Origin of the sequence: Paenibacillus sp. FSL H7-0323 (assembly GCF_038002725.1) — a bacterium.
Lineage (GTDB): Bacteria > Bacillota > Bacilli > Paenibacillales > Paenibacillaceae > Paenibacillus_AQ > Paenibacillus_AQ odorifer.
Genome location: NZ_JBBODB010000001.1, coordinates 3,667,659 through 3,693,959 on the forward strand (window position 1 = coordinate 3,667,659; position 26,301 = coordinate 3,693,959).

Sequence of the window (26,301 nt, forward strand, 5' to 3'; positions counted from 1 at the left end):
TCCCTCCTTACGCGCGCAATCTCAATTCTTTGAGCAGATCGACAATAAATGAAACAAATTGATTGGAAATACCAAATAGCAAAATGCCTACAAACCAGATAATGGCGATCCCTATTACACTGATTATGGTGATAAAAATAACCTTGCGAATCTCAAAATCATGCAGGATCTTCACCTTCATTAAAATCAACCAAGCCACCCAAAGAATCACAAACTTGTGCAGCAGATTGAAGGTTGAAGCCTCATCCAGCGAAAGGACCAACGTTAGCAGTGTGACTGGGATGATAAAGAGCATGTATGGAACAAGCGCAAAGGCACTGCCCACAAAAATCTCTTTAAATTTCCCCTCACCATCCATAATCGTACTGACACCCCAGTTCGAGACACACCAGGTCAACCAAGGAACGATAAGCCAAATAAACTCATGAAACATAGAGATTTCATGCGGCTCTCTAGTTTGAAAAGCATACCCTGTAATCAGAATCGAGATCATTCGTGCCACAAAGGTCAGTAGAACGATGGCAATCCCCTGTATCCAGCGGATACGCTGCTTTCCTTGAATATCGTTATAGAACTGATAAGGATGAACTACAACCTGATGAATCATTCGCAAAGTGTTCATCCAATCTCCCCCTTTGCCGGTTCCAAAACTGCCTTGTTTCCTCTATACAGCCAGGCATGGAATCTCCGGTATAATCTCGGCGCACTCCAGAACAGTACTAAGAACAGTCCAATTCCGCCGGCAAAGAAATAAGTAAAGTGCTCCCGGATATACAATTTACGATATTCGCGGAAAGCGGATGAATAGTCAGCTTTGGAATTTGAAAGCTTGAAATAGCTCATAGATTCCTTATATTGCTCTGCTTTATAAAGCGCTTTGCCGATAGCCTGATAAGCCATATCATAATTGGCGTTCAATCGCAGCACCTCTTGCCATAAGGATTGCGCTTCGTCATAGCTGCCATCTACATATAGCAAAGATGCCTGATGAACCAAATCCGCAAACGGCGTGGTCCGGAAGCGATCGATTCTGCCCCGTCCTTTATCCACTACATAGATCAAACCATCAGCGGTTTGATCTACGGCGGAAGGAGTCACGAATAGTCCATTCTGATCCCCGATCCCGCCGAAGCTGAATAACAAATTCCCCAGCTTGTCATATTGGAAGACTTTACTGGACTGCAAATCCAGCGCGGTTATAAACCCGTTCTTATCAATACTGATGCCCATAAAAGAAGCCATACTGAATGGACCCTCGGAGTAATAATCGCCGTACCAGTGTTTACCAATGTTCAGCGTATCTACGCCTACCGGAGATAACCGTTTGATCTGGTTATACTCTTCGCCCAGGGTCGTGCTGTAGATAAATCCTTCTTCATCCAGATCCACGTTGGAGAACTCAGAAGGTTTAACGGTCGCCAGCTGGTTCTGCTGCTCTTTGGTGGCCACCAGCTTAATTAAGAGTCGTGTCCAGGAGAAGCCTACATGGTTCGCTCCATAGAACCCCTTGAACTTACCGCCCGAGTCAATTTGCAGCAACCCCTGCGTGTTACCATCGCTCACCACATACATATAATCACGCTTATCTACAACTAATTTAGAAGGAGAATAAGAGAAATTAGCACCCAGTAATGGGCTATCCGGTTTTAGAAACTCTTTTACAAACTTGCCATTTTTATCAAAAATAGCAATACGCGCGTTTTTTGTATCTGCTACATATACCGTTCCATCCTCTTTCACGAATACACCCTTCGGCTCCTGCAGCTTGCCGCTGCCTTCCGTATCACCGATCAAATTTAGCAGACGACCGTCCTTATCCATATGAACAATCCGGCTATTGCCCGTGTCTACTACGTAGAGTGAATCGTCATCACTAATAAAGAGAGATTCCGGATTTTTGAAGGACCCCGTATCTGTTCCTGTTGGATCGATAGAAGAATCGTAGAGATAACCATTAATCGAGCGGACCTCATTGCCGGACTGATTCCACGTATACCCCTCATACGGGGCTTCGCCAGCTAGCGCCTGCCCTGGAAGCAGCAGCACTGGCAGTGTCAGCGTCACCAGTAGCCCTGTTAGCAGCATTTTTTTCATATTACGTCCTATCATCATGACTCCCCCTATTCCTTCAGCCCCGAATGGGCCATTGTCTGAAGCACCATCCGCTGCGTTAATATAAAGACAAGAATAGTCGGGAGAATCATCAAGAAGCTTGCTGCTGCCAAAGTGCCTACCCTAGCAACGACTCCGGCTCCACCACTGATGGTTTGGATGGCAAGCGGCAATGTCTTCATTTCCTGAACAGTCGTATAGACCATTGAAGGATACGGATCATTCCAAGCAGAAATGAAGCTAAATAAAGCAAAAGTCGAAATCGCCGGCTTAAGCATTGGCATCACAACCACCCAGAATACCTTCCATTCTGAAGCCCCGTCTATGCGGGCCGCCTCTAATAAAGCATCTGGAAGCTGCCGCAGGAACTGGGTCATAAGAAACATTCCCATTGGTGCAGCCAGATAAGGTAAGATCATTGCAAAATACGAATTCATTAATCCGCTGCGGCTAATCAGCAGATATTGCGGTATTTGCAATACTAAGGGTGAAAACATCAGCGCCGCCACAATCATACTAAAGATAGCGCTTTTAAATGGCATATTGTGCTTGGCAAGCGGATAAGCCGCCATTGCTGAAATTAAGACACCCCCGACCACAATCCCCGATGTAACGACCACGCTATTGAAAATAAACCGTGAGAACGGCACCGCCGAAGTTCCGGTAATTAACAGCAAATCACGAAAGTTCACCAACGTCGGATTCACTACGAAAAACCGCGGTGGGAACAGGAATAGTTCGCTTGTTGGTTTTAAAGCAGTCACTGCCATATAGACAAGTGGCAGCAGCATAATTAGGCCAAACACCGTTAAGAACAGATATAAAAAGATGCCGCCATAGTCAATACGCCGTAAATTTATTTTGTGCATCCTAATCCCTCCCCAGCACTTTGAAGATGAGACGGTTGAGCCCAAGCATCAAAGCGAACAGTAATACAGCAATCGCTGACGCATATCCCATCTCAAAGCGGATAAATGCGTAGTCGAACAGATGCGCCATAATCGTATGGCCTGCATAAAGGGGACTCGGAAATCCAACAAGCCGCATACTGACGTCAAAAACGGTAAGCGAACCGACCACCTGCATCACCGCACCGAATAATAGCTGCGGTTTGACGCATGGAATCGTAATGTACCAAAGCTCCTGCCAGCGGTACTTGACCCCATCAATTGAGCCAGCTTCATATAAATCTGTCGGTACATTTTGAAGTCCGGCCAGAAAAGCAAGGAAACCTACCCCCATACTCATCCATAAGGAAACTATGATGATCACCGGTACGATCGAATCTACATTTTGTAGAAATAAATAAGGTTCATTGATAATCCCCAGCTGAATGAGCCAGTGATTGAGCAACCCCTTGCGGTCGCCGGCGAACAAATACAACCAAACCACGGACATTGCTACTGCACTTGTAATCGATGGCACATAGTAGCATAGGGTATAGAAAAAGCGGAACTTCTGCGGAATCTGGCTAATCAGCCAGGCCAGCAAGAAGGCCATAATATAACCTATCGGACCTGTAATAATAGCAAATTTCAGCGTAATCCCAACAGCTTTAAGAAAGATATCGTCGTCTACAAACAACAGCTTATAGTTAGAGAAGCCAATGAATCTCGGTGTCTCAATAATGTTGTAATAGCTGAAGCTTAGAACGACGGACATGATAATAGGAACAATAGTAAAAACGGTGAACAGAATCAGGAAAGGGGCCAAGAAATAATAGGAAACTTTATTTTTCTTGATATCCAACCAAAGCTGCGCCCATTTCCCGGGAGTTTTCGTCGGCTGCATCTGTACGGCTTCGTTCTGTGCCGGTGTAATTATTTCACTACTCATTTCTGACCTCCTTCCTCTTTAGCGCTTGAAGTCTGGGAAGTTTCAATTCCGAACTCTTCGCGTTTCTTACTAAGCTCTTTATTGATTTCACGCACACCTTGCTCCATCGCCTCCCGCGGGAATTTACCGTTGAGCACAATTTCATTCCAGATGTTGGCGATATGCCGGGTCGTGTAATATCCTCCAAGCACCACTTCGCGCTCTTTAAACCACTCCCACTGTTCCATAATGGCGTCGATATCATCTTGCTGCCACGGCAGACGTTTGAGCGCTTCAACATTGGCTGTATTCCAACGAGCTTCAACACCCAGCAAAGACTCAAGCTCTGAACCGAAGTTCTCCTGTGCATCCGCACTGGTCCACCATTTCAAGAACTCCCAAGACTCTTCTTTCATATCCGTATCCTTAAAAATAATTCCTGTCTGTGCAAGCCCGCCTGTAGAACGGTTAATCTGTCCATCGGCTTGTTCAATACCCGGCATTGGTTTCATGCCCCACCAGCCTGTCAATTCAGGTGCGGCAGTAGATAACAGGATGTATGTGGAATAATCAGCAACGCCGATTGGCATCTCTCCAGAACGGAAACGGTTATAGAAATCCGCTTGTTTCTGCAGCTTGTAGTTCGTAAAGAGTCCCGTCCACATTTTCATAGCTGTCAGAGCTTCTGGTGAATCCAGATCAGACAACATCCCATTATTCTTATAGAAATCTCCACCATACTGGAATAAGAACGGCGCAAACTCATTAATGGCTAGACTCGGATTGTTCGGGGCATGTGGATAATAGAAGTCCATCCCGTTTTGTTGCAGCACAGGAATCAGTTCCATAACCTCTTGCCACGTATTCGGAATATCCTTCTCGCTAATGCCCAGCTGTGCCATAATATCTTTCCGGTAAAAGAGCATCGTGAAGTTCTGATTCTCCGGCAATGCGAAGTCTCCGTTATCATACTTATAAGGAATCAGTGCGCCCGCTCTGAAACGTTCAGCAACCTCTTGATAATCTGAGAATTCATTCAGATTCACGAGTGAATTCCGCACCGCGAAGTCAATCGGCACTTCACCCTCAACCCCCAGTGCCACATCGGGAGCAAGTCCGGCAGTATTGGCTAATAACAGAATCTGCTTCTGATCCGCTGCAAGCGTAGGAATAATATTGACGTTCACCTTGATGCCCGTGTTTGGTGTAAAGTCCTCATCCACCATTTGCTTAATGATCTCCGCCCAATCACGTCCACGAGAGATCCAGACATCCAGCACCTTTTCATTTTTGTACGTATTTCCTATGCCGCTGTAATCCTTTGTAAAAGAACTAAAGAAGTCATACGTCATCGTCCCTACACGGGTATACCAAGGAGCCGCGTCTTTAGGCCATGGCTGATCTTCCGACTTCACTTCAATATAGTCCATTACAATACTCTGCTTCATTAATCCGTTGACCCATAAGCCAAGCGATGACTGCAGATCCGTAAATTGCTGAAGACGACCTGGAATACTTGAGGTATCCTTCGCCATTTCCAGGAACCGATCACGTGCTTCATAAAGCGTACTCAGCTCAGAGCTTCCATCAGCAACGCCAAAAGCATACATATCCTGCACGGCATCATCCAACGTCCGCGCCATCAAATGTAAACGTGGCACAAGATTAGGAATGTTCTGCTCCAGCTGCCAATCCCCGTTTGGATCGGGGTTCGTTCCCGTTACCTGCGTGATTTCACGTCCCAAAAGAGACATTTTATGTGTAGTGTTCAGCACAGCTTCAATCATTCCGCCTACACCCGATACTTGAACTTCCATCCGCAACGTATGCTTGCCCTGTTCGAGATAAAAGAAGTATTCTCCGTCCTCATTCCCCAGCTTGTTTACTTGCCATTCCGCTTTGTAAGGGAATTTCAAGGCATTCAGCTCTTGGAACGGTACCTCGCCATCAATCATAATCCGGCGTTCCACCGGTATCCCGTTTAGGAACCACTGGCCGTAACGAATTGCGATATTGTAGAGCCCTGACTCTGGAATCTCGAAATTCCATTCCGCCCATTGTCCACCCGTACGCCACCCGACACCCCCAAAACTATTAAGCACAATAGCATCTTTGTTAAAAGGTTCGGTGAGTGGCTCCCGGTCCTCGATCCGCTTCAGCGTTGGATCTGAACGAAGGGAGGATTCTTCTGCCTGAATTTTGATCACTTGATTCTGAACAGGCTTGTAACCCTTATTCTCATACTCCTGCTTCACTTCCGCATAAGTCGGGAGCGGTTCTGGAGAAAATATTCTCAGTTCACTAAGTGCAGCCGGTTCCCGGATGGCTTCCAGCTTCACCGTATGCTCCCCTTTGGTCAGATAAAAGCGAAAGGGATCCGCAGTTCTGGCCTCGGCATCTCTAAACTCCCGATATTGCCAGCCTGTTACCTCTTCCCGCTTGGGATTAAATTCATTCCCTTGATTGTCCAGCCATGGCTCTGCACTTTCCTTCCACATCCGCTGGAATTCCATTTTTTTTACTTGAGAGAATAAATACTCCCCATCAATCTTTACGCTTCGAATGATCGAGGATCGTTTACCAGGAAGGGCATAATACTCCATCCCCATCTGATATAACCCATCTGCCGGAACCGTAAATGTATATTCCACCCAGCTATCCTCTGCTTTAAGCGCTAGTACCTTGCCGGGTTTTCCACCAAGATCCGTCATTACCTCTGTACCTTCAGCACTAATGGCCGTATAATCCGCCGAAGGAATAGCAAGCGTAAAATCCGATGAGTCCTTTGCTCCATCCTGCTGTTTTTCCTCGTAATAGCTTAAGTAAGAGGCTTCGAGTTTTGAATTCACACTATCGCTTTCTAAAATAGAGCTTTCATCAACATCCGCATAAACGGGGATGCCCTCCATCGCTGAATTATCAAACCCTCGTGATTGATTCCACCACACTAGGGAGACTCCTAAAAGTACCAGTAACAACAAACTAATCTTATATTTTCGCAGTATGCGTAACACGCATCGGTCTCCTCCCATCTTTACGGGCCTCTCGGACTTAAGTGAATACAAGCAGGGCAGCTCTGGCAATTGCAGGCTGCCCCTCCTGTTATTAGATTTCCTTACGGCTGCATTCCCATTGCCTTTTTAAAGGCAGCAATTTCTTTGGAAGCTTGCTTCAAGACATCATCACCAATTTTTTGAATAGCCGTCTTGGAATCTGTGTTCTTAGCCAGTGCATCACCGATCGCCGCTATAAAGATTTCCCAGCCCTTGTTATCTACTGGTGTAAGGTGTTTGACTGGAATATCGTTGCTTAATTGCTCATATAGTTTAAATTCCTCTTGCCCACCCAGATATTCATTTTTAGTGTTTGCGTACCAATCAAGACTGGAAATATCCTTGTAACCCGGCTGAATGGAATGTTTTGTCCAAATTTTCCAAGCATTTTCACTTCTCATGCTCCACTGAATGTAAGCCCATGCCGCTTCTTTATTTTTGCTTTGCGAAGGAATAACAAAGCTTGAGCCGCCCATTCCCACGTTAATTCCTATTGGCAAACGGGTTACCTTCCATTTTCCGGCAAGCTCAGGGAATGTTTCCTGAAGTCCGCGCGCTCCAAATGAACCCGATACGACACCAACTAAATCACCTTTCAGAACTAGCTGTTTACCTTCGTCTGAGCCATAACCGATATGAGGTGCCCAGCCCAGCTGTTGTCCACGTTTTGTAATATCAAGAACTTTCACCATTTTGTCCGTATTACGTGTCCAGTTCATATCCTTATCAAAGTAGCCGACTTCATCTCCTGCCCATACGATCGGGCCATCGCTCCACTCCATGAAATATTTACCGTTAGCTTTCAAAATTTGAGCCAGGTTCAAGAGATTCTCTTCATCTTGCATGTATTCACCAAGCTCAGCAGGATCACTTGGCAATCCAAGCTCTTCAAAAATGTCTGCACGGTAGTAATAAACCCCCGGTGTCATATCCCAAGGCATACCAAGCAGCTGTGAGCTGTCCGGTGTCATCCAACGTTCCCAGTTATATGGAGCAACCAGATCTTTATATTTTCCAGCGTTATAAGGCTCTTCCAAAAGATTCTCCAGCACATTGCCCGCCATATAACGGTTCAACTGGTACATTTCGACTTCTGCTACGTCCGGTGCCCCGCTACCTGCGGCGATTGTCGTTTGCAGCTTGTCATGCAGGTCGCCAAAGGGCATAACTACCGTCTTCAGCTTGATTCCAGGATATTCAGCCATAAATGCAGCGCCGACTTCCTCGAACACTTTTTCATTAAAGGCCCAAACGGTAACCTCACCTTGAATATCTTTGCTTGGCAGGTCGTTGGCAGGATCTGCTGCTTCCGTGCCCTCAGTAGCTGTTGCATTGGTTGGCTCACTAGCATTATTAGTTTTTTCAGTGTTCGTTTTACCGTTGTTAGCTGCATTTTGATTCGTCGTTGAGCTTCCAGCGCTGCTACAGGCTGACAGAATAAGCACAAAAACCATTACCATACATACGACTAAACTGCTCGTTTTTCTTTGCGAAATCATAACCTAACCTCCCTCTTAAATTGAACAAATAAATGCTTGTTTATAGTGAAGGAGTGAACCTCCCTCCGTGACCGGCTATTTCCCCCCTTCCTTTAGTCTTAACACGGTCACGGAATATTTCGGGAATTCAAACTCCAGACTACCTTTGTCTACACTTACCTTTTGAGTTACAGGTGCCACCTTGTCAGGTTCAGCGAAGCTATTCTCAGCATTTAAATCGTCCGACTGAAGTACGGTAGCTGTTCCTTCCAGACTTGATGTGGCAAGTCCGGCAAAAGAAACATCCGTGCGCTGAGCAGTGTCACCCGCATTAACGACTTTAACGATCAACTCACCTGTGGCAAGATCACGGCTCGCAGTTTGGAACAGCGGCCCTGCTGGACTTTCATCGTTCACCTCTTGTATAAGCTCATCGTCGAGATAGAGCCGGATATTAGCACCTGATAATTCAATGCGAATATCGTACAATTTCCCAGTCTCAATCCTTACAGGAACCGTTCTTCCGATGACTGCTCTTGTTCCACCTACTGATTTTTCAATCGCGCTCTGCGTATTTCCCCAGCCGCCAAGATTCCACCAATAGAAGTTACCTTCATCTTTAGAGCCGAACATAATGAGCATGCCTTCTGCTCCGCCAGTCTTTTTCGCCTTAAGAGAAAGTGTATAATCACTCCATGAAGTCTCACCGGCAACTGCACGAATATCAATATCATTAGAAGTCTGCTTAAAAGTACCCTTGGATTGTTCCCAGTCCCCATTGTTTAGAGTCCAGGCTCCGGAATCCTTCTTGAAATGATCTTCAAAAAGAACGTCATCACCTTTCGCTACTCGTACATCGCTGTACTCTACCTGGGTGGCCCAAGTCCCCAAACCAATTCCACCTTGAATGGATTGCTTACCGGAGGTTTCTTCTTGACCTAGAGCCACAAGTGAGGTTGGAAGAACTACATCCCCCTTATTGCTTCCAAACATCTGCTGCACATGATAAGAAGGTGTTCCGTAGCTAGTCGATGAATCAAACACAATAGCGTCCGGGTTCCAAGTACGATCCTTCGTATTCACAAACAACGGGGCATAAGAGGACATTTTTACGATATCAGAATTCCGTTCCATGCCCATCATAAAAGCGGCCTCGCCGATTGCAGCGTTCAGATTGCCTTCTCCGGCACCCTTGGTTACCGCATACTCACCAACATAAATCTCAGGACCACTCCGGTCATAAGTATCGTATCTGTTCGAGTTGCTGAGGAACCATTCAGTGGTTTCATAGTAATGCTCATCAACCATCTCGATAGGCTCACCTTCAACTGCCGCATTGGCAATGAGATGAATCTCTGGATACTTCTCTTTAATTGCTTTATAAAACAAGCCATAACGCTTAATATATTCACTCATCTGGAAATTGTTTTCGTTACCAATCTCTACATATTTCATATTAAAAGGCTCCGGATGACCATTAGCGGCTCTTTGTGCCCCCCATTTGCTAGTAACCGGTCCGTTTGCATATTCAATGGCGTCCAGCGCATCTTGTATCCATGGCTGAATTTCACTGACTGGAACGGTATTCTGCTTGGCTATAGGATCTCCGTTATGTGAAATCCCGATATAAGCTACATATAATGGTTCCGCTTTCAGATCTTCGGCCCATTGCAGATATTCGTGGAAGCCCAGCCCATCTGAGGAGCGGTAATCCCAATATCCCTTATGACCGGGACGCGTTTCAATCGGACCAATGGTGTTCTTCCATTGATAAGCATCAGTTGGCGTTTTCCCTTCCACAAAACATCCCCCCGGAAAACGAACGAATGCGGGTTTCATCGCAGCTACCTTTTCAGCCAAATCGATGCGAAGCCCATTCTCCCTGTTGTTCCAAGTCTCAGGAAACAAAGACACCATATCGAGATAAACAGTCCCTACATTGGCAGCAGAGATTACAATTCGTGCGTTTGCTACAGTACCTGTAGAAGTCAGTGTGTATGTATATGGATGCCATCCTTCTTTTAACTTATCAACGGTCTGTTCTGCATATAGCTCATTGCCATCTGGGCTCTCTAACGTTATACGCAGTGGCATATTGTCCCCTGGCTCTGGCCGCGCATAGAAAGACAACTTGTAACTGGCCTCCTTCGTCAAAGCAATCCCCCAGTAACCATTATTCACAGCAGATACCGAACCACCCTCGGCAGCTGATGATACTGTTAAAGCCATTGCCTGGGTCTGAGCATCGTTCAAAAGCTTAGTGCTGGTCAGAGCAAGCTTCCCTTTACTCCCTCCTTTTTCATCCATCCACCAATTGAACAGTGTGACCGAACTATCCTCAAAGGAACGATTGGAAATCAGCTCTGCATATAGCCCTCCATCTCCCGCATGATTAATCTCTTCGAAAAAGGCTCCGTACAACATCGGGCTGATCTTAGCTCCCGGATTCCCCGTATCCACAGTCAACGTATATGCGGTTCCACTACTTGTGTTAGCTGCTGTCGCCGTTGGAAGAGTTTCCTTTCCCGCTTCACCCGTTGCTTCTTTGGCAGACTCCTGAGACAGTGTTGCTGGGTTTTCGCCCTTAGAAGCCCAATAATACGTCAGCCCGCCAATCACAATCACGAAAATCAGCACCGTAAGCCATAGCTTCCGTCCATATTTATTCAAAGATAATTCCCTCCAACTTTTTATTAGCGTTTTCATTTTTATGAAGTGAACAGATCCTTCCATTCGTAATAACTTAAAATCATTTCACAAAACCTAAATGAATCCGTTTCCATTGATAAAATACCATACTAAAATCGGGTTGTAAATAAATTAAACTAAACCTTTTTATACTTTTATGAATATAATTTCCAATAGTTTTGCAAGAAATTAAGAGATTTATTAGTTTTTTTAAAACAAATTCCCTCTTTTCATCTCACCATCTTTATATTTTTCTAAAATAAACGGGGGTTTACAGCCCTAAGTAAGTTTAATTTTCATTTTTTTCTTCATTTATTTTACTGTTTTATTTTTCCATTCAAATAATAATGAAACTAAAATTAATTGTATTGCCCCCAAAAAATCATATAAAAAAAGCTCCCCCTTGCCTAAACTCAGGCAAAGGAAAGCTATTGTTCAATCTCCAACTAAATTTAGTTCCGCCACTTCATAAACTTGTAATCAAGAAAATCAACAAGCAAGAAGAGAATAAAACCGACCAAGCTGAACAACATAATTCCAGCATACATCTCCGGATAATCTAATCTTAACCACGCATCCATGATGAAAAAGCCCATACCATGCTCTGTTCCATAGATCTCCGTAAAAAACAGTACAGATATCGCCGTTCCAAGCGAAATACGAATCGTACTCAGAATTACTGACAATGCACCCGGCAGTGTCACATGCCAGAACTTCTGCACAGCGCTGGCACCTATACTAGTTAAGACATCATAGGTATTGTCCGGAATAGCCTTAACCCCATCCCTTACCGAAATGATGATCTGAAACAATAAAATCAGCATGATCATTAGGATTTTGGACGTCTCCCCAAGCCCGAAGAACAGCATCACTACTGGAAGCAGGGCAATTTTGGGAACAGGATACGTCAAGTAAACCACAGGGTCCAGCAGTTTGTTCCAGGTCAATGAACGTCCCATTAGAAGACCTATAAGCAGTCCAATAATTAACGCCAGTACCACACCTGCAAAAATTCTGAACAAGCTATACCCTACATTTATAGCAATATCCTGCGCCCCTAACTGAAACATCGCCTTATATACAGCAAAGGGACTTGGCAGAATCGAATGGTTCATAAGTAAAAATGCGATATACCAGACTACATTCATACAGACAAATACAAATAGCAGCCTTACTAGATGATGAAGTCGACGTTTGTTTACCATATCTCCTGCATTACCTTTCTAATCCGCTTAGTCTGCTCAAAGAAATCCACACTGTCCCGCTTATCCTCATGCTTCATATGAAACACCAAATGATTATCAATAATTTCAGGTGTAGTTTCTTTGTTGGACGGCATGACGATAATCTTTTGCCCCAGCAGAATCGCTTCTTCCACATCATGAGTGACAAATAATGTAGTCGTCGGGTTAGCCATCCAGTTCTCTAAAAAGAGGACCTGCAGTGTTTCCCTTGTTATCGCATCGAGTGCAGAGAATGGCTCGTCCAGCAACAGAATAGTAGGCAAAATGGCAAAAGCTCTGGCAATCGCTACTCTTTGCTGCTGGCCTCCACTGAGGGATAAGGGATAACGTTCTGCTAAATCAGAGATCCCCATCGACGAAAGCCACTGCTTAATCTGCGTCTCCCGTTCTTGCTTGGATGAACTTGCCGTATGCGTAATCTTCATTGCGATTTGAATATTATCATGTACAGTCTTCCAAGGAAGAAGCCCATAGTTCTGCGGCACCAGTCCAATTAACGTTTCTTTCTCATGTACAGATTTCTCATTAAAAAGAATTTGTCCCTGATAACTAGGCAGCAAGCCCGCAATCGCCCGTAATAAAGTAGATTTCCCGCTGCCGGAGGGTCCGATAATGGTGTAGATCCCATGTTCCGGCAAAGATAAATCCACCTGACCTAAGGCTAATTGTCCGCTCTTATATTCTACTTTCAGATCCTTTATGGCGAGTCCTTTATTTCTTGAATTGGACATCAGAAATCACATCTTCAGCCGAGATATTTTTGCTGAGCAAACCTTTTTCCCGTGCCCAAGCAAATGCAGCCTCTACTTCCTTCACATCCACTTGATAAGCTGGTACATAATCCGGTACTTTGATCTCATCTTTTAATGTCTCTGGATATCCTACTTCTTTGATTACAAGATCGATATATTCAGATTGCTCATGGGATTTCATATAAGCTACTGCTTCATCATATGCAGCATACATACTGCGGATAGCTTCTGCTTTGGCATCAATTGCAGTTTGCGGGAAAGCTAATACGAACGGATTTACTCCCGCAGTTAGCGTTGAGCTCAGTACACGCAGGCCTGAGGTTTTGCCCATCGTTACAAAAGGTTCTGGCAAAATTGCCGCATCCGCCTTATTATTCTTAAGCAATTCTAAACGGGTCGGAATCTGTGGAACCTCTGTCACTGTAATATCAGCTTCGGTCAGACCTGCTTGTTTCAGCATCATTGCCACTGTATATTGTGTGGAGGTATTTTTGGACAAAATCACGGTTTCCCCCTTCAAATCCTTCACATCCTGGATCGATTCATTTCCAGTCAGTAAATCAAATTCCCCAAAAGTTGTACTGGTGATCTTCACATCCAGTCCAGCCTCATTGTAAATGGAGATCGCAACCAGGTCAGCACTTAGACCATCCAGCTTGCCTGCTTGAAAAGCTACATCCCGATCTTTGGCGCTTTTAAACGTCTGGATGTCCAGATCCACACCGTGGTTTTTATCGAAACCTTGTTCATGTGCGATGATAAAAGGAATAGCATCAATCGAGGGTAATAAACCGAGCGACAATGAGGTAACTTCTTTTGCAGCCTCTGGAGCAGCTCCCTCTGACGATTCTGTATTTGTATTATTTTTCGAACCACAACCGACTGCAAGTGCAGCGATGACAACAACCATCATAGATAACAACAACATTCTCTTTAGACCTTTATTCTTCATTTAACTCTCCTGCCTCCATTATTCTTTCTATAGTGTAATTCTCTGTAATATTCTTTGCTCACTCATAAATGTGCATGCAAAAAAATCCTTAAGCTCTACAAAAAAAGCTTTAGGCATGTTAAGTTTACCACCAATCTTTATATTTTGTATATTTATAAATTTAGATATAAGTAAATAGAAGCGACGCAAAAAAAGCTGACAGCGGAATGGTTCCACTACCAGCCTCAATCTCTATGTTATGGAGTTAGTAGATTTGTGTGGATTTTAATGACAGCTTTTTTAATCTGCTGCCCCGGTTGACCCATACCCGGTCTGTGAACATCATGAGGGAAAAAGACCGCGAACATTCCAGGCTTCAAAGATAACAATATTTCATCTGCTGATGGGGGATAAAGCGCATATTCTCCTTCGGCATCGTAAGGCTTAATGGGCTCGATCCCTTCTTGCAGGGGTGCCCAGCCAATCGTTTCTTCACCTTCGATCAGATAATGCACATCAATATAAGTCTCATGCTTCTCTGCGGCTTGTTCCTCCAGCGATTTTGCCTCCAAAGCCATAATCGAAGCATACATTTCGTTCCCGCGGATTTCGATTCGCCCAAGATCAGGATCATGTTGTAAGATTACTTTCAATTCCTCAATAGCCTCAACAATGACAGGATTCTCATACTTGATATGCTCTTCCCAAGATGACAAAGAACCTAAGATCATAACTTCCCATTCCCCTCACATCTTAATGTACTAAACCAGTTTCTCACTGACTGCTGAAGCTGTAGTTTCTTTATTGATTATGGATTGCTCACTAGTCTTCTTGAAATATTCTACATATAAAATATCAAGCAGATAGAGCTGCGATATCTTTGCAGATAATGAACCCCCTTGCAGCGGTCCTTCATTAGCACCACATAGCAGGGTCAGATCGGAGTACGAGGTTAACGGTGACTTTTCAAACCTGGTAATGGATATTACTTTGGCTCCTCGTTCCTTTGCTTTTCTTGCAACCTCAATGCTATCCTTGGTCGAGCCGGAATAAGAAATCACAACAGCGACATCCCGGTTAGACATCAACGCTGCCGACATCATCTGCAGATGTGAATCCATTAAACATTCCGTTTTGTTCGTAATGCGCATAAATTTAATCTTGGCTTCCATAGCTGTGACTAGAGAAGAGCCCACACCGAAAAACAATACACGTTCTGCATTAATCAAATACTCAATGGCCTCACTGATCTTCTGTATATCAATTAAATTATAGGTCTCGTTGAGTGCACTTACATTCGTGGTCAGCACTTTAGAAGCAACAGCTTCAATCGTATCATCCATCAGAATCTGATCGGTAAGCTGCGGGATCTCATTCTCCACAGTGATGCTATGTGCCAATGCGATCTTGAACTCTTGATACCCTTTATAACTTAAAGATTTGCAAAATCGAAATATACTTGATTCCCCAACATCACATGCATCTGCAAGATCAGTAATCGACATGTAGACTACACTTCTCGTATTCTCCAGTACGTAGTCCGCTACCTTCTTCTCCGTATTCGTCAAATTATTGTATTTAGAATGAATTGAAGAAAAAATACTGATTGTCCGCAAAAAAGCCCCTCCTTTTCAATAAATTAATGTACGAATAAGGAGGAAGCTCCCAGCAGACCTGCCTTATTCCCTAATGAGGCTTTAACAATTCTCACTCCCGCAAAGCTTTCCATAATCAAAGACTTCGTGCGCTCTTCTACCCTTCGAACCAAATCTTCTTGTTCCATTACGCCGCCACCAATAATAATCGCGGATGGATTGAAGATATGTGTGATAGAGGCTAAACCCACAGCCACTTCAGTAATCCATAGATCTAAAATACGTTCAAGCTGCTCATTTCCGCTCTGTATTTTATCAAATAAAGCTTTTCCGTCCGTGCATTCGGGATCTGCCAGCTGAGCCATCTTCACTAAAGCTGTAGTTGAAGCGTATTTTTCATAATACGGCAGTCCTTCTACTCCGGATGGGGCCGACAATGGGTGAGTAAAGATATGGCCAAATTCAGCCGCTACCCCATTAGCCCCTTTATAGATTTGACGATTAATGACGATCGCACCGCCAATGCCTGTGCCAAAGGTTAGACATAAAAAATTGTTAAAGCTCTGAGCAGCCCCAAAATAAGCCTCGCCTAATGCTGCTGAATTCACATCGTTCTCTACCATAACAGGTTTATGAAAATGATGGGTGACAATATCCTTAATTTTCATTCCAGTATATCTAGGTATATTTTCGTTAGCATAGACAATAAATCCTTCTTCTGCATTAACTTGGCCCGCGGTGCTTATGGCAATGGCATCAAAATGATCGTATTCTGCAATCTTTTCCAGCATTCTCGAGATTACATGGGGTCCCCCCAAGTAGCTTTCTGTTGCATACTCCTTGAAGTCATGTACATTCCCCTGTTTATCGCATATACACATCTTGGTATTGGTACCGCCAATATCTACGGCTACAATTCTCATTCCCATCTACCCTCTCTGGCGTTCTACTGAATAGCGTTCACAAACCGTTTCGTAATCTCCATCGGTCTCGTGATCGCAGAGCCAACCACTGCTGAATACACACCTAAATCAAACATGGTCTTTAATTCTTCAGGAGTGGAAACCCCACCTTCAGCTATAACGGGAACAGAGAAGTTGTTGACGATTTGTTGAACCAATTCAAAATCTGGCAAGTTGCGGCCTTTAGTAGCCTCGGTATAACCGCTCAAGGTAGTTCCTATCAGATCAAATCCCAGCTCAACAGCCTTCGCAGCTTCCGCAAATGTAGAACAATCCGCCATAAACAGTTGATCTTTATAGGTCTCTTTTAAAAGTGGAAAAAGTTCAGAAATAGTAGATCCGTCCGGGCGAATCCGGTCTGTAGCATCCATAGCAATGATATCTACCCCTTCGCGGTACAGCTCATCGACTTCCTTTTGAGTGGGTGTAATAAAGACTTCAGAGCCTTCATACACCTTTTTGATTATCCCAATGATCGGCAGATTCACTTGCTTTTTGATTTCTTGAATATCCGCTACGCTGTTTGCCCGAATTCCAGAAGCCCCGCCTAAATAAGCAGCATAAGCCATTCTACCCATAATAAACGGGCTATGCAGCGGTTCTTCTGGTAAGGCTTGACTGGAGACGACTAGTTTATGTTTTATTTTTTTAAGTACATTATTTTCAGTATTCATCAGTAACCCACTCCACATTTTTATTTATTCTTTAACTGCTCCTGCCGTAATCCCATTGGTGAAGAACCGTTGGAATAACATGAACACTAGCAACATCGGAATTGCAGCGATGGTAGCTCCGGCCATTTTATAAGCGAAATTAGGATTCAAATCCTGCATTAAGGTCGCAGTACCAACCATTAATGTTTTCATTTTGTTCTCTTGGCCTATAACCAGCTGCCACAAGTAATCATTCCAGACTTGCACGAAATTCAGAATAAATAAGGCTCCAATACCAGGTTTGACAATAGGCAACATGATGCGCGTGAAGATTCTCCATTCATTTGCACCATCTATTCTCCCGGCTTCTCTTAAGGCATTAGGGGTTAAATCGAAGAATCCCTTTAATAGGAACACTCCAAATGCACCCGCCACGTTCGGCCAAATCATACCGTTATAACTATTTACCATTCCAAATTGTTGGGTGATCCGGAATAAGGGTACTATCATAATTTCTTTAGGAATCATCAAACTTGATATAAAGATAATGAAGATTATATTTTTACCTTTAAAATTAATCTTTGAGAACGCATAGGCGGCCATAGAGCCTACAACAATAACCAAAATAGTAGAAATACCAGATACATAAATACTATTAAACGTCCATCTTAAAGCCGGCTGGTTCTGAAATACATCCACATAGTTGGAGAATGTAATCGATTTGGGCCACCAGTCTGGAGGCATCTTCACAACATCCGAGCTGTTTTTAAGTGAACTTGTGAATAACCAATATAGTGGAAAAAGATTAAGGAGTGCGAAGAGGATAATGATCACATTCGATATCACATCAAACTTCTCTCTCTTTTTCTTGTTTTTAATCTTCGACATGTTGTATTCCCCCTCACTTCACCTTAATCATGCTTCGTAGCTGTGGCACAGACAATATCAATGTAATCACGAACATGATAACCCCTACCGCAGAAGCTACACCGAGTTGGTTATATTTAAAGGCATTATTATAAAGGTAGTACATCAGCGTTACGGAGGAATTGTTCGGTCCGCCACCGGTCAATAACTGAATAACTACAAAGATTTTTAATACGGCAATAATATTGATAATCGTAATATAAGTTGTTGTAGGTCCTACCGAAGGAATCAGGATCTTTGTAATCACTTGCCATCTGCTAGCACCATCGATTTCTGCTGCTTCAAAAAGCTCTTTCGAGACACCAATCATCGCAGCTATATACAGAATAATTGCCTGGCCCACGTTAGTTGCGAAGGTTACAAATATCACGACTGGCAGAACCGTCTTTGGATTTCCCAGCAGATTAATCGTCCCTAGTCCCATGTCTTTATATAGATAAGAGATAAGTCCGTTAGCCGGATTCAGCAAAAAGCTCCAGACCATACTCATAACCACCATGGACACCATTACCGGGATATAATAACTTCCTCTAATAAAGGAAACGTACTTAGCATTCTTATCAAATACCGCAGAGGCTACGAACAATGCAAACCCCACTGTAAGTAGAACGATAAATATTACGAACACAACGGTGTTGATGGTAGCCTTAAAAAATACCGGATCATTAAACAATGTGGTGTAATTGGCAAAACCCACAAACTTCTCGCTGTCATAATTAATCTGGTATAGACTCAGCCGCATCCCTTCTAAGATCGGATAGACAAGAAAGGCTAAGAATACTATCATCTGAGGTAAAATAAACAGATAACCTGTAATATTCTCTTTTAGGTAATTACTACGTAGTTTCATATCGTTTACCTTTCTAATTAACAGCCCTAAAGTCTCTTCAGACCCTAAAGGCTGTCAATCGTGTATTGTTTATCTGGTCTTAGATTATTGGAAAATTACAGAGCCAGCTTTATTGGTCTCAATCACCTTGTTGCCACTTGCCTGATAATCTTGCACAAACTGTTCCGGTGTCTTAGCTCCCATGTAAAGTGCTTGTAGCTCTGGATATAAGACCTCTCTTAATTGGCTGTATCCTGGAACGTTGCCTGTGAAGTTGAACAAATATTTAGAGTTGGCATCGTAAGCTGCAAACAGTGGATTCTCCGCTTTAAGCGCTTCGGCTACAGAACTTCTTACAGGAATACCATTCTTAGAGGATTTAACTAACTCAGGATCGCTTGAGAAGAACTTCACGAAATCCTTAGCTACTTCAGTCTTCTTAGCATCTTTGGACTTGAATACACTAGCGCCTACTACATAAGTAAAGGATAGAGGATCTCCGCTTTCCGACGGAATATTAGCAAGTCTCATATCGAATTTCGCTGCCGTACCGTCCGCCATATTTGCTTTCGTACCATTAAACAGAATTGGGTTAGTGAAACTGATCGCTAATTGCTGATTTTGGAACATAGCATTGGCATCATTAGAAGAAACAGATTCTGCGCCTGGATTTGTATATCCGCCGTCATATAGGTTTTTCAGCCAAGTTGCAGCTTTAACTCCGTTCTCATCATTCAGGACAATGTTGCCTTGATCATCAAAGAACTTATTGCCGAACATTCTCATATAGGCAAGGTTCCATGTATCGCCCTGATTATTTACAGCGAATAATGCCATTGGATATGCATTGGAATACTTATCCTTCGGCAGATTGTTTTTGAGACCCTCAAGAATTTGTTGATATTCATCCAAGTTCCAAGTTTTGATTTCGGATTCTTCACCCACAAACTTTTCCAAGCCTGCTGCTTTAAACATGTCCGCGTTGTAAACCAAGGTGCCTGGGTTGTGCTGGAATGGATAGAAATAAATATCTTCTCCGAACGTTACAGCGTCCCAGTAGTTTTGAGCAATATCGCTTTTCGCGTCTTCATCAATGATGTCGGTCAAAGGAACCAATGCTCCACGGTGAACGTAATCCCCCATCGGGAATACACTCTCAAAGAACACATCTGGAGGTGTTCCTCCGCTTAAGTTAACGTTAAGCAATTGATCGCGCTGATCTCCAGCAATGACCTCTATTTGAATATCTGCATCGTATTTATCATATTGTGCTTTGAATTTCTCAGCGGCGTGCTTTAGGAAGCTATCATAGTCCGCACCTGCCTCCGTGGCATCCACAACACCCTTCCACTGTGGAGTCAGCCATACTCTGATCGCCACTTTTTCCTTCCCAGACGCAGAAGAATTATCGGATGTATTAGAGCTCGCAGCATTGTTACCTGAGCAACCTGAAATTAAAGAAATAATCACCATTAGCGCAAGCATTGCCGAGAGTAAACGTTTTTTCTTCATTTATAAACCTCCCTAAAAGTTTTGTGAGCATTACCTTCTCTGAATCGCTACGTACAAAACTCGCATCGAAAGCATACGCTTAAAGTTTTGTGAGCATTACCTTCTCTGAATCGCTACGTACAAAACTCGCTTCGAAAGCATAGAACCTTTAATTTAAAATCCGTTTGGCATGGTATTGCACTAAATCGGCCATGCTGCGATGTCCTTGCGGATCAAGATGCATATAATCAATTTCATTCATCGATACATGGTCTCTGGAATCTACAAAGTGGATACCAGTTCCCGTTAGCAAAGCTGCAAGATGCTCAGCGAGCTCCATAGACTTCTCACTACATCCGCTACCCATTGGTTTGCCAATAGGGGTATGAATATACTCTGCTCCAATCGGAGGGGGCGCGATTACTAGAACCTCTGGAGCCTTCCCCTCAGGTCCTGCACCGCTACCTTTAGCTTTAAGAGCCAGCCTAACAATACCTTGTGCGATGTTATAAGAAGTTAATCCAAACCTTTCTTTGGTATCATTGGTCCCAAGCATGATCACAACCAAGTCTAATGGCGAATGTGACATCAGGCAGGGATAGATATAGGAAATTCCAGAAAGTCCTTCAAATAGAGGGTCCTCACTGACACTTGTTCTGCCCGGAAGCCCTTCTTCGATCATACGGTAGGCGTCACCCAATTCTGTATGAAGAATTCCCGTCCAACGAATATCATCCTTAAATCTGCGGTCTGTCTCTGCGTCGTAGCCCCAAGTATTAGAATCGCCAAAGCATACGATGGATTTCTTCATTTGTCTTAACCGCAATATCTTTCAATAGCTTGATCAATCAATTTCATAATGTCTGCGATCGGACCAGCATCTTCAGCGGCTACTGCCTCAAGCGGTGCTCTTACGCTACCAATGTTTACGCCTCTTAATTTTAGAATCTCTTTTATTCCGGCATACATGGCACCTTTCAGCGAACAAAGGGCGATGATAATATCGTTGATATCGCTTTGAATTTGTCCAGCTTCTTCGAACTTACCAGCCTTAACAAATTCATTAGCTTGCAGGAACAGCTCAGGCATAACCGCATAGGTTCCACCGATTCCCGCATCCGCTCCCATGATTCTTCCCGCAACATATTGTTCATCCGGTCCATTAAATACCACTACATCTTTTCCACCCACTCTTTTGAATCTTTCAATATCCATAGTCGGCATGGAGGAGTTCTTCACACCAATCACCTTTTTGTTCGCAAGCAGCTTCTCAAATAGGGACGGAGTCAGTGTATATCCAGTAGTCTGAGGAATGTTGTAGATGATGAAGCTTAGAGGGGTTGCCTCCATAATCTCGCTCCAATATTTATAGACTGCACTATCAGGTAACTTGAAATATATAGGCGGGATTGCGGATAATGCATCGTATCCTAAGGTTGCAGCATGTTTCGCTAACTCAATACTATCTCTAGTGGAAGGGGCACCCACGTGGGCAATCAGTGTCATTTTACCTTTCAGGTTACTAGCTACGTAGCTTAGTACCGCTTTGCGTTCGTCGAGACTCTGGTAAATACATTCTCCTGAGCTGCCTCCCACATATACACCTTGAACTCCTTTTTCAAATAAGTAATCACATAAAGCATGCGTCCGGGATTCCGAAATATTTCCTTGATCGTCATAGCAGGCATAAAAGGCAGGTATAATTCCGTGGAACTTTGTGAGTGTCATTGTTAATCCCCCTTAAGTTGTGAGCGGTTTCTTTTCTACATAAACAAAATATCATTATATTTTGCTTTTGTAAATTATTTTCTCTATTTTTAGAAAAATAAAATTTATTTCCACCAATCTTATTTATGATTAGCAAAATAATGGTTTTCAGTGCAACTCGCAGCTAATAATCATTTATTTTTCCATATTCATTAGAAAATAATCCTGTAAATTCTCCACCCTAAATTTATTTCTTCAGGGCAGTATTTGTTGGATATACGGATGTAAAATAATTAAAAAAAGTGGTACTAATGAGTATCCTTTCAGCTTCGTTAAAAATGTCTCCTACAGGGAGACACTTCTCTCCAGATGAAGCACAAAACCTAAATAACACACAATGTTCACTGAATAATCTGTGTTTTTCAGACGGACACACCTTTTAAAAAATGGAGTTTAGGATTATAATGAAAGCGTAAACAAAGAACTACAAAATCTATTTTGTTTCTTCGCCAAAGGAGGCTGGAGGAAATGCTAGCAGGACTTAAAGAACTTAAAAATTGGGTGACAGAAAACTGGAATCCAACATTGAATACAGGTAATGAGGACTACCGGAAAATGGAGTACTCCGTGGAGCGTCATCTGCACACTCCGCAATCTCCGAAACCACTTAGCTATGAAGAAGAGGCTCGCATCAAGACCGTTAAATTTCATTAACTAACCCTTCAGATAAAGATTGATTCATAACGAAGACATCAGACCGCCAGTTCTGGAAGCAATTTCAGTGGATGCGGTCTTTTATTATGCCTTGTAGTTGTATACCGAAAAAACCTCCTCCACCCTAAAGGGTGAAGAAGGCTAATAGGTTACTTTCAAGGACATGGCAGTAGGTTATCAATTCAAAGGCCTTGTTTAGTTCATCCTTCGATAAACCTCAGCGCGCGTTCCGATTGATAATCAGCTAGGCCTTGGGCGAATTGTTGATCAGGAAATCCTCTATGCAGCAGCTTTAATCCACCTGAAGTTAAGGAGACATGATGGTGGAATTGATAAAATAACAGCCTATCATGATCCAGAGCATCGTTCTTTAAGTACCGGTAGAAATCCCCAAATCTCATCTGCAAAAAACTATGCTCATGCTCAATATCATAAAACATTGCTCCTTCGATATCGATCAAGAAAGGTTCCAGTTTATCGTTAACCATAACATGGTCAGGACCCAGTTCCCCGTGAATAAACCCATATTGCTGTCTGGGTTGAATTTTTGATTCAAGCTCGTACAACTTATCGAGCAGTTTGCTTTGATTAGACCTGATCTTCTCAATATGTTGGGAGGCATAGGCTAGCTGTACTTTCGCATTTTCCATTTGTAATAAATGACATTGCCCCATGCTGCTCTCGTTAGCATTTGCTTTCCCAAAAACATGCCTCTCGTGGGTATGCATAGCAGTAAGCATCTCCCCCACACGCTGAAAAACTTTATCTTGAACACGTAACTCGGGATGATGAAAATAGGTTTCTGCCATTCTTCCATCTATATATTCAACCAGAGCATAATCGAAAGAGTAACGATCTCTTACCTTATTCAGATCATAAAGAGCAGGGGTCTGAATTCCATGTTGTGTTAAGTACCTGTTATTTAATTCGAATAAATGACTTCCATAGGATTGTTCGTTTATATCTTCATTTTCTTTTTCTTCTTTAAAATAATTCATAGAAAGATCCCACACATACAAAACGCAGGAAAATCCATTACTGCACTCAATCTTGTAGACCACCTTTTGTGCGCCGCCATGCATGCGCGAAACACGAGCAACGAAATAACTGCTGCCAAAAACCCTACTAATATAATCCTGTAAGTCAGCCTTATCGAGATGACAAGTAACGTCCATTAACAACACTCCATTTATTAGGTTTTGCCGGCTTCACAATAGTAAATAAAATCCAGCCGAAAGTATAGACTTATTCTTTCTGATCAATTATGATGTTGAATAAGGTCTTGAAAAAAACAAGCATACAAAAAGCCGTTGGAATTCATTTCAACGGCTTTTTTTTATGAAATATCTAAACAAATATAGAGGAGTACTTTCACAACATGTTCAAACGACTAACTGCACTATTTTCGATTCCCTCTTATGGCTTACTCTTTTTATGTATGTTACTGCAGGGGATGGGGATTTCACTCAGCGCACCCTTTTTATCCATTTATTTTACGGAGCAGCTTGGAGTATCTGTCGGGCTGTTTGGTGTTTTTCTGGCCACCACGTTAATTGCCGGGATATGGATCAGTACACTAATCGGAAGACGCTCTGACCTCGGCTTAAATCGAAGAAACATTTACCTTGTCTCCACGCTCTGTAATGCTCTGGCTTATAGCGGATACTTGCTCATTGGGGATTTTACGATCTTATTCATCTACATGATTGTGTTCACCGCCCTCGGTGCACCAGGGATGCCTCAATTGTTCGCCATAGCTAGAGAAGCAGTGAATAAGAGCGATTTTACGGATACTGCGTTTGCAAATTCTACCTTGCGTTCTGCTTTCTCTCTCGGCTTTATTACAGGTCCTTTAATCGGTACTCTGCTAATTGCTGCTGTTGGGTTTAAGGGGATCTTCTCGGGCACCATCGGAGTATTCCTGCTGGTTGCCTTACTTATTTCGCTATTCCTGAAATCAAATACAGAAGTGAAAAGCAGTACTGCAGAAGTAAAAGTAAAAAGTTTCCGGTTGGGTCAGAACCGTAATGTTCTGCTTCCTTTTCTGATTATGATACTCATGTATGTAGCCCACTGGACGAGTAGCATCAATACTGCCCTCTTTATTACCAACAATCTAGGGGGAACAACAAGCGATGTTGGTTTAGTCAGCAGTATTTGTGCTGCGCTGGAAATTCCTTTTATGATCATGCTGGGACTACTTAGTGCAAAATACAGTAACCGAATCCTGATGATGTGCGGAGCCATTTTCGGAGGAGCTTATTATCTCGTTGTCATTACTTCAGGCGCGATGTGGCAAATGCTTGCAGCCCAAATTTTGCTTGCCTTTTTTGTTGCCGTTATTTCAGCGATTGGCATTAGCTACATTCAGGATCTGCTTCCAAACATGCCTGGGTATGCATCCACACTCTACTCTAATTCATCCACGATCGGCAGACTGATTGGCAGTCTTGTTGGCGGGTTATTAGCTAGTGTTGTTGGGTACCGGTATTCATTTGTACTCTGTTTCATACTCGTCATTATTTCTACAATCATGCTTGCGGTAAGCGGACGTTACTCTGTAGATGATCCACAAAAGCTAGCGATTTAATCCACTTTTTCGGGCTTCATTCAGCCCTTGAAACTTCTCCATATTTTCTCGCGACTAACTAACATATCTTTAAAAAGGTGGGGTTAGATGTTAAAAACTATTGCAAGAATGCTCATGTTGATGTCTTTAATCTTTCTGGCAGCATGTGCAGGGGATGTTAAACCCATCGAGGAGCCGAACACAGGAGCAAATACGCCAACCCAAAGTCCAGCGATGAATACGCAGAAGCCGCAAAACACAGAACCCAAGCAGCCAAATGAAACCAGCTTTAAAGCAGAATTGTCGATAAATCTGAAATCATATTCAGATCAATTGACAGAGTATGATCTCCCCGCACTTGAAGTGCTGGAAAAAAACCTAACTGCTTTGGTTGAGCATGACCACACACTTTTCCAATCCGGGTTCGTAAACAAAAAACTAGCAGATGCTATGGAACCTTATTATGACGAACAATATCAGTACAAATTCACAGACATCGAAAGCATCGATTCCATGTTACCCAACGAACATCAGGTGAATATAACGGTGACCGGACAACGCTTGGATATGGCCGCAAAGACAGTTGAAAATGTAAAAATGCTATACGCTATTCGGCCAAACGATCAAGGGGAATGGGTCATTTATATCATTGATTGATTGATTGATTGATTGACTAACTGACTAGCTTATGAAAAATCGTCGTCCGATTCCTGACAGGGAATTTGAACGGCGATTTTTTTGTGAAAAAAACCAATTTCTCCCCTTGCTAGCATTGCGAGAT

Annotated in this window: 23 protein-coding genes; 3 read left to right on the plus strand and 20 right to left on the minus strand. The window is 43.1% G+C overall.

The features are described 5' to 3' along the window. Positions 1–7: 7 nt before the first annotated feature. From MHH89_RS16670 to MHH89_RS16760, 19 genes are all read right to left on the minus strand, one after another. Positions 8–622 carry a YIP1 family protein gene (locus tag MHH89_RS16670; protein ID WP_076129177.1) on the minus strand — a complete coding sequence of 205 codons (615 nt, stop codon included), beginning with the start codon at positions 620–622 and terminating at the stop codon, positions 8–10. After that, positions 619–2,112 (minus strand): NHL repeat-containing protein, encoded by a 1,494-nt coding sequence (locus MHH89_RS16675; protein ID WP_139332089.1) that lies wholly within the window; start codon positions 2,110–2,112, stop codon positions 619–621. Before MHH89_RS16675 ends, MHH89_RS16670 begins: the two co-directional genes overlap by 4 nt. A gap of 8 nt (positions 2,113–2,120) precedes the next feature. Further along, on the minus strand, positions 2,121–2,981 hold the full coding sequence (locus MHH89_RS16680) for a carbohydrate ABC transporter permease (RefSeq protein ID WP_036679629.1): 861 nt from the start codon (positions 2,979–2,981) through the stop codon (positions 2,121–2,123). 1 nt (position 2,982) lies between these two features. Further along, positions 2,983–3,948 (minus strand): carbohydrate ABC transporter permease, encoded by a 966-nt coding sequence (locus MHH89_RS16685; RefSeq protein ID WP_076129175.1) that lies wholly within the window; start codon positions 3,946–3,948, stop codon positions 2,983–2,985. Next, complete coding sequence (locus tag MHH89_RS16690; protein WP_076194598.1) at positions 3,945–6,875, minus strand: extracellular solute-binding protein; 2,931 nt, start codon at positions 6,873–6,875, stop codon at positions 3,945–3,947. The genes MHH89_RS16685 and MHH89_RS16690 overlap by 4 nt, the downstream gene beginning before the upstream one ends. A gap of 167 nt (positions 6,876–7,042) precedes the next feature. Next, on the minus strand, positions 7,043–8,479 hold the full coding sequence (locus MHH89_RS16695; protein WP_076129173.1) for an ABC transporter substrate-binding protein: 1,437 nt from the start codon (positions 8,477–8,479) through the stop codon (positions 7,043–7,045). Positions 8,480–8,554: 75 nt separating this feature from the next. Then, a complete protein-coding gene (locus MHH89_RS16700) occupies positions 8,555–11,128 on the minus strand; it encodes an alpha-L-arabinofuranosidase C-terminal domain-containing protein (protein ID WP_175620011.1) in 2,574 nt (857 codons plus the stop codon). Between the two features lie 470 nt (positions 11,129–11,598). Then, positions 11,599–12,351, minus strand: coding sequence for an ABC transporter permease (locus tag MHH89_RS16705; protein WP_081383954.1), 753 nt, complete (start codon positions 12,349–12,351; stop codon positions 11,599–11,601). After that, positions 12,345–13,121: an ABC transporter ATP-binding protein gene (locus MHH89_RS16710; RefSeq protein ID WP_076129171.1), complete on the minus strand. Its 777-nt coding sequence runs from the start codon at positions 13,119–13,121 to the stop codon at positions 12,345–12,347. The genes MHH89_RS16705 and MHH89_RS16710 overlap by 7 nt, the downstream gene beginning before the upstream one ends. Further along, positions 13,102–14,094: an ABC transporter substrate-binding protein gene (locus MHH89_RS16715; RefSeq protein WP_312149209.1), complete on the minus strand. Its 993-nt coding sequence runs from the start codon at positions 14,092–14,094 to the stop codon at positions 13,102–13,104. Before MHH89_RS16715 ends, MHH89_RS16710 begins: the two co-directional genes overlap by 20 nt. Before the next feature lie 236 nt (positions 14,095–14,330). Further along, the gene (locus tag MHH89_RS16720) at positions 14,331–14,804 is read right to left on the minus strand and encodes a YhcH/YjgK/YiaL family protein (protein WP_076281915.1); all 474 of its coding nucleotides are present in this window, start codon (positions 14,802–14,804) and stop codon (positions 14,331–14,333) included. A 30-nt stretch (positions 14,805–14,834) separates the two neighbouring features. Next, positions 14,835–15,689, minus strand: coding sequence for a MurR/RpiR family transcriptional regulator (locus MHH89_RS16725; protein ID WP_051491079.1), 855 nt, complete (start codon positions 15,687–15,689; stop codon positions 14,835–14,837). A gap of 23 nt (positions 15,690–15,712) precedes the next feature. Then, positions 15,713–16,591 (minus strand): ROK family protein, encoded by an 879-nt coding sequence (locus tag MHH89_RS16730; RefSeq protein ID WP_312149213.1) that lies wholly within the window; start codon positions 16,589–16,591, stop codon positions 15,713–15,715. Between the two features lie 23 nt (positions 16,592–16,614). Further along, complete coding sequence (locus MHH89_RS16735) at positions 16,615–17,304, minus strand: N-acetylmannosamine-6-phosphate 2-epimerase (protein WP_036679646.1); 690 nt, start codon at positions 17,302–17,304, stop codon at positions 16,615–16,617. A 24-nt stretch (positions 17,305–17,328) separates the two neighbouring features. After that, positions 17,329–18,171 carry a carbohydrate ABC transporter permease gene (locus tag MHH89_RS16740; protein ID WP_081382492.1) on the minus strand — a complete coding sequence of 281 codons (843 nt, stop codon included), beginning with the start codon at positions 18,169–18,171 and terminating at the stop codon, positions 17,329–17,331. A gap of 13 nt (positions 18,172–18,184) precedes the next feature. Then, positions 18,185–19,060: a carbohydrate ABC transporter permease gene (locus tag MHH89_RS16745; protein WP_076129168.1), complete on the minus strand. Its 876-nt coding sequence runs from the start codon at positions 19,058–19,060 to the stop codon at positions 18,185–18,187. A gap of 84 nt (positions 19,061–19,144) precedes the next feature. Next, the gene (locus MHH89_RS16750) at positions 19,145–20,551 is read right to left on the minus strand and encodes an ABC transporter substrate-binding protein (RefSeq protein WP_076129167.1); all 1,407 of its coding nucleotides are present in this window, start codon (positions 20,549–20,551) and stop codon (positions 19,145–19,147) included. Between the two features lie 148 nt (positions 20,552–20,699). Next, entirely contained in the window at positions 20,700–21,341 is a 642-nt protein-coding gene (locus MHH89_RS16755) for an SGNH/GDSL hydrolase family protein (RefSeq protein WP_076129213.1), read from the minus strand. 5 nt (positions 21,342–21,346) lie between these two features. Beyond that, complete coding sequence (locus tag MHH89_RS16760; RefSeq protein ID WP_038573110.1) at positions 21,347–22,258, minus strand: dihydrodipicolinate synthase family protein; 912 nt, start codon at positions 22,256–22,258, stop codon at positions 21,347–21,349. A gap of 507 nt (positions 22,259–22,765) precedes the next feature. Between MHH89_RS16760 and MHH89_RS16765 the strand changes: the two genes are divergently transcribed. Further along, on the plus strand, positions 22,766–22,951 hold the full coding sequence (locus tag MHH89_RS16765) for a hypothetical protein (RefSeq protein WP_036679656.1): 186 nt from the start codon (positions 22,766–22,768) through the stop codon (positions 22,949–22,951). Positions 22,952–23,151: 200 nt separating this feature from the next. Here MHH89_RS16765 and MHH89_RS16770 read toward each other — a convergent pair whose 3' ends face one another. Further along, a complete protein-coding gene (locus tag MHH89_RS16770; RefSeq protein WP_076218773.1) occupies positions 23,152–24,081 on the minus strand; it encodes an aminoglycoside phosphotransferase family protein in 930 nt (309 codons plus the stop codon). Between the two features lie 248 nt (positions 24,082–24,329). On the opposite strand from MHH89_RS16770, the gene MHH89_RS16775 reads away from it, so the two are divergent. Beyond that, entirely contained in the window at positions 24,330–25,541 is a 1,212-nt protein-coding gene (locus tag MHH89_RS16775) for a sugar efflux transporter (RefSeq protein ID WP_052097297.1), read from the plus strand. Positions 25,542–25,628: 87 nt separating this feature from the next. Further along, positions 25,629–26,177 (plus strand): hypothetical protein, encoded by a 549-nt coding sequence (locus MHH89_RS16780; protein ID WP_076218769.1) that lies wholly within the window; start codon positions 25,629–25,631, stop codon positions 26,175–26,177. The last annotated feature ends 124 nt before the right edge of the window (positions 26,178–26,301 follow it).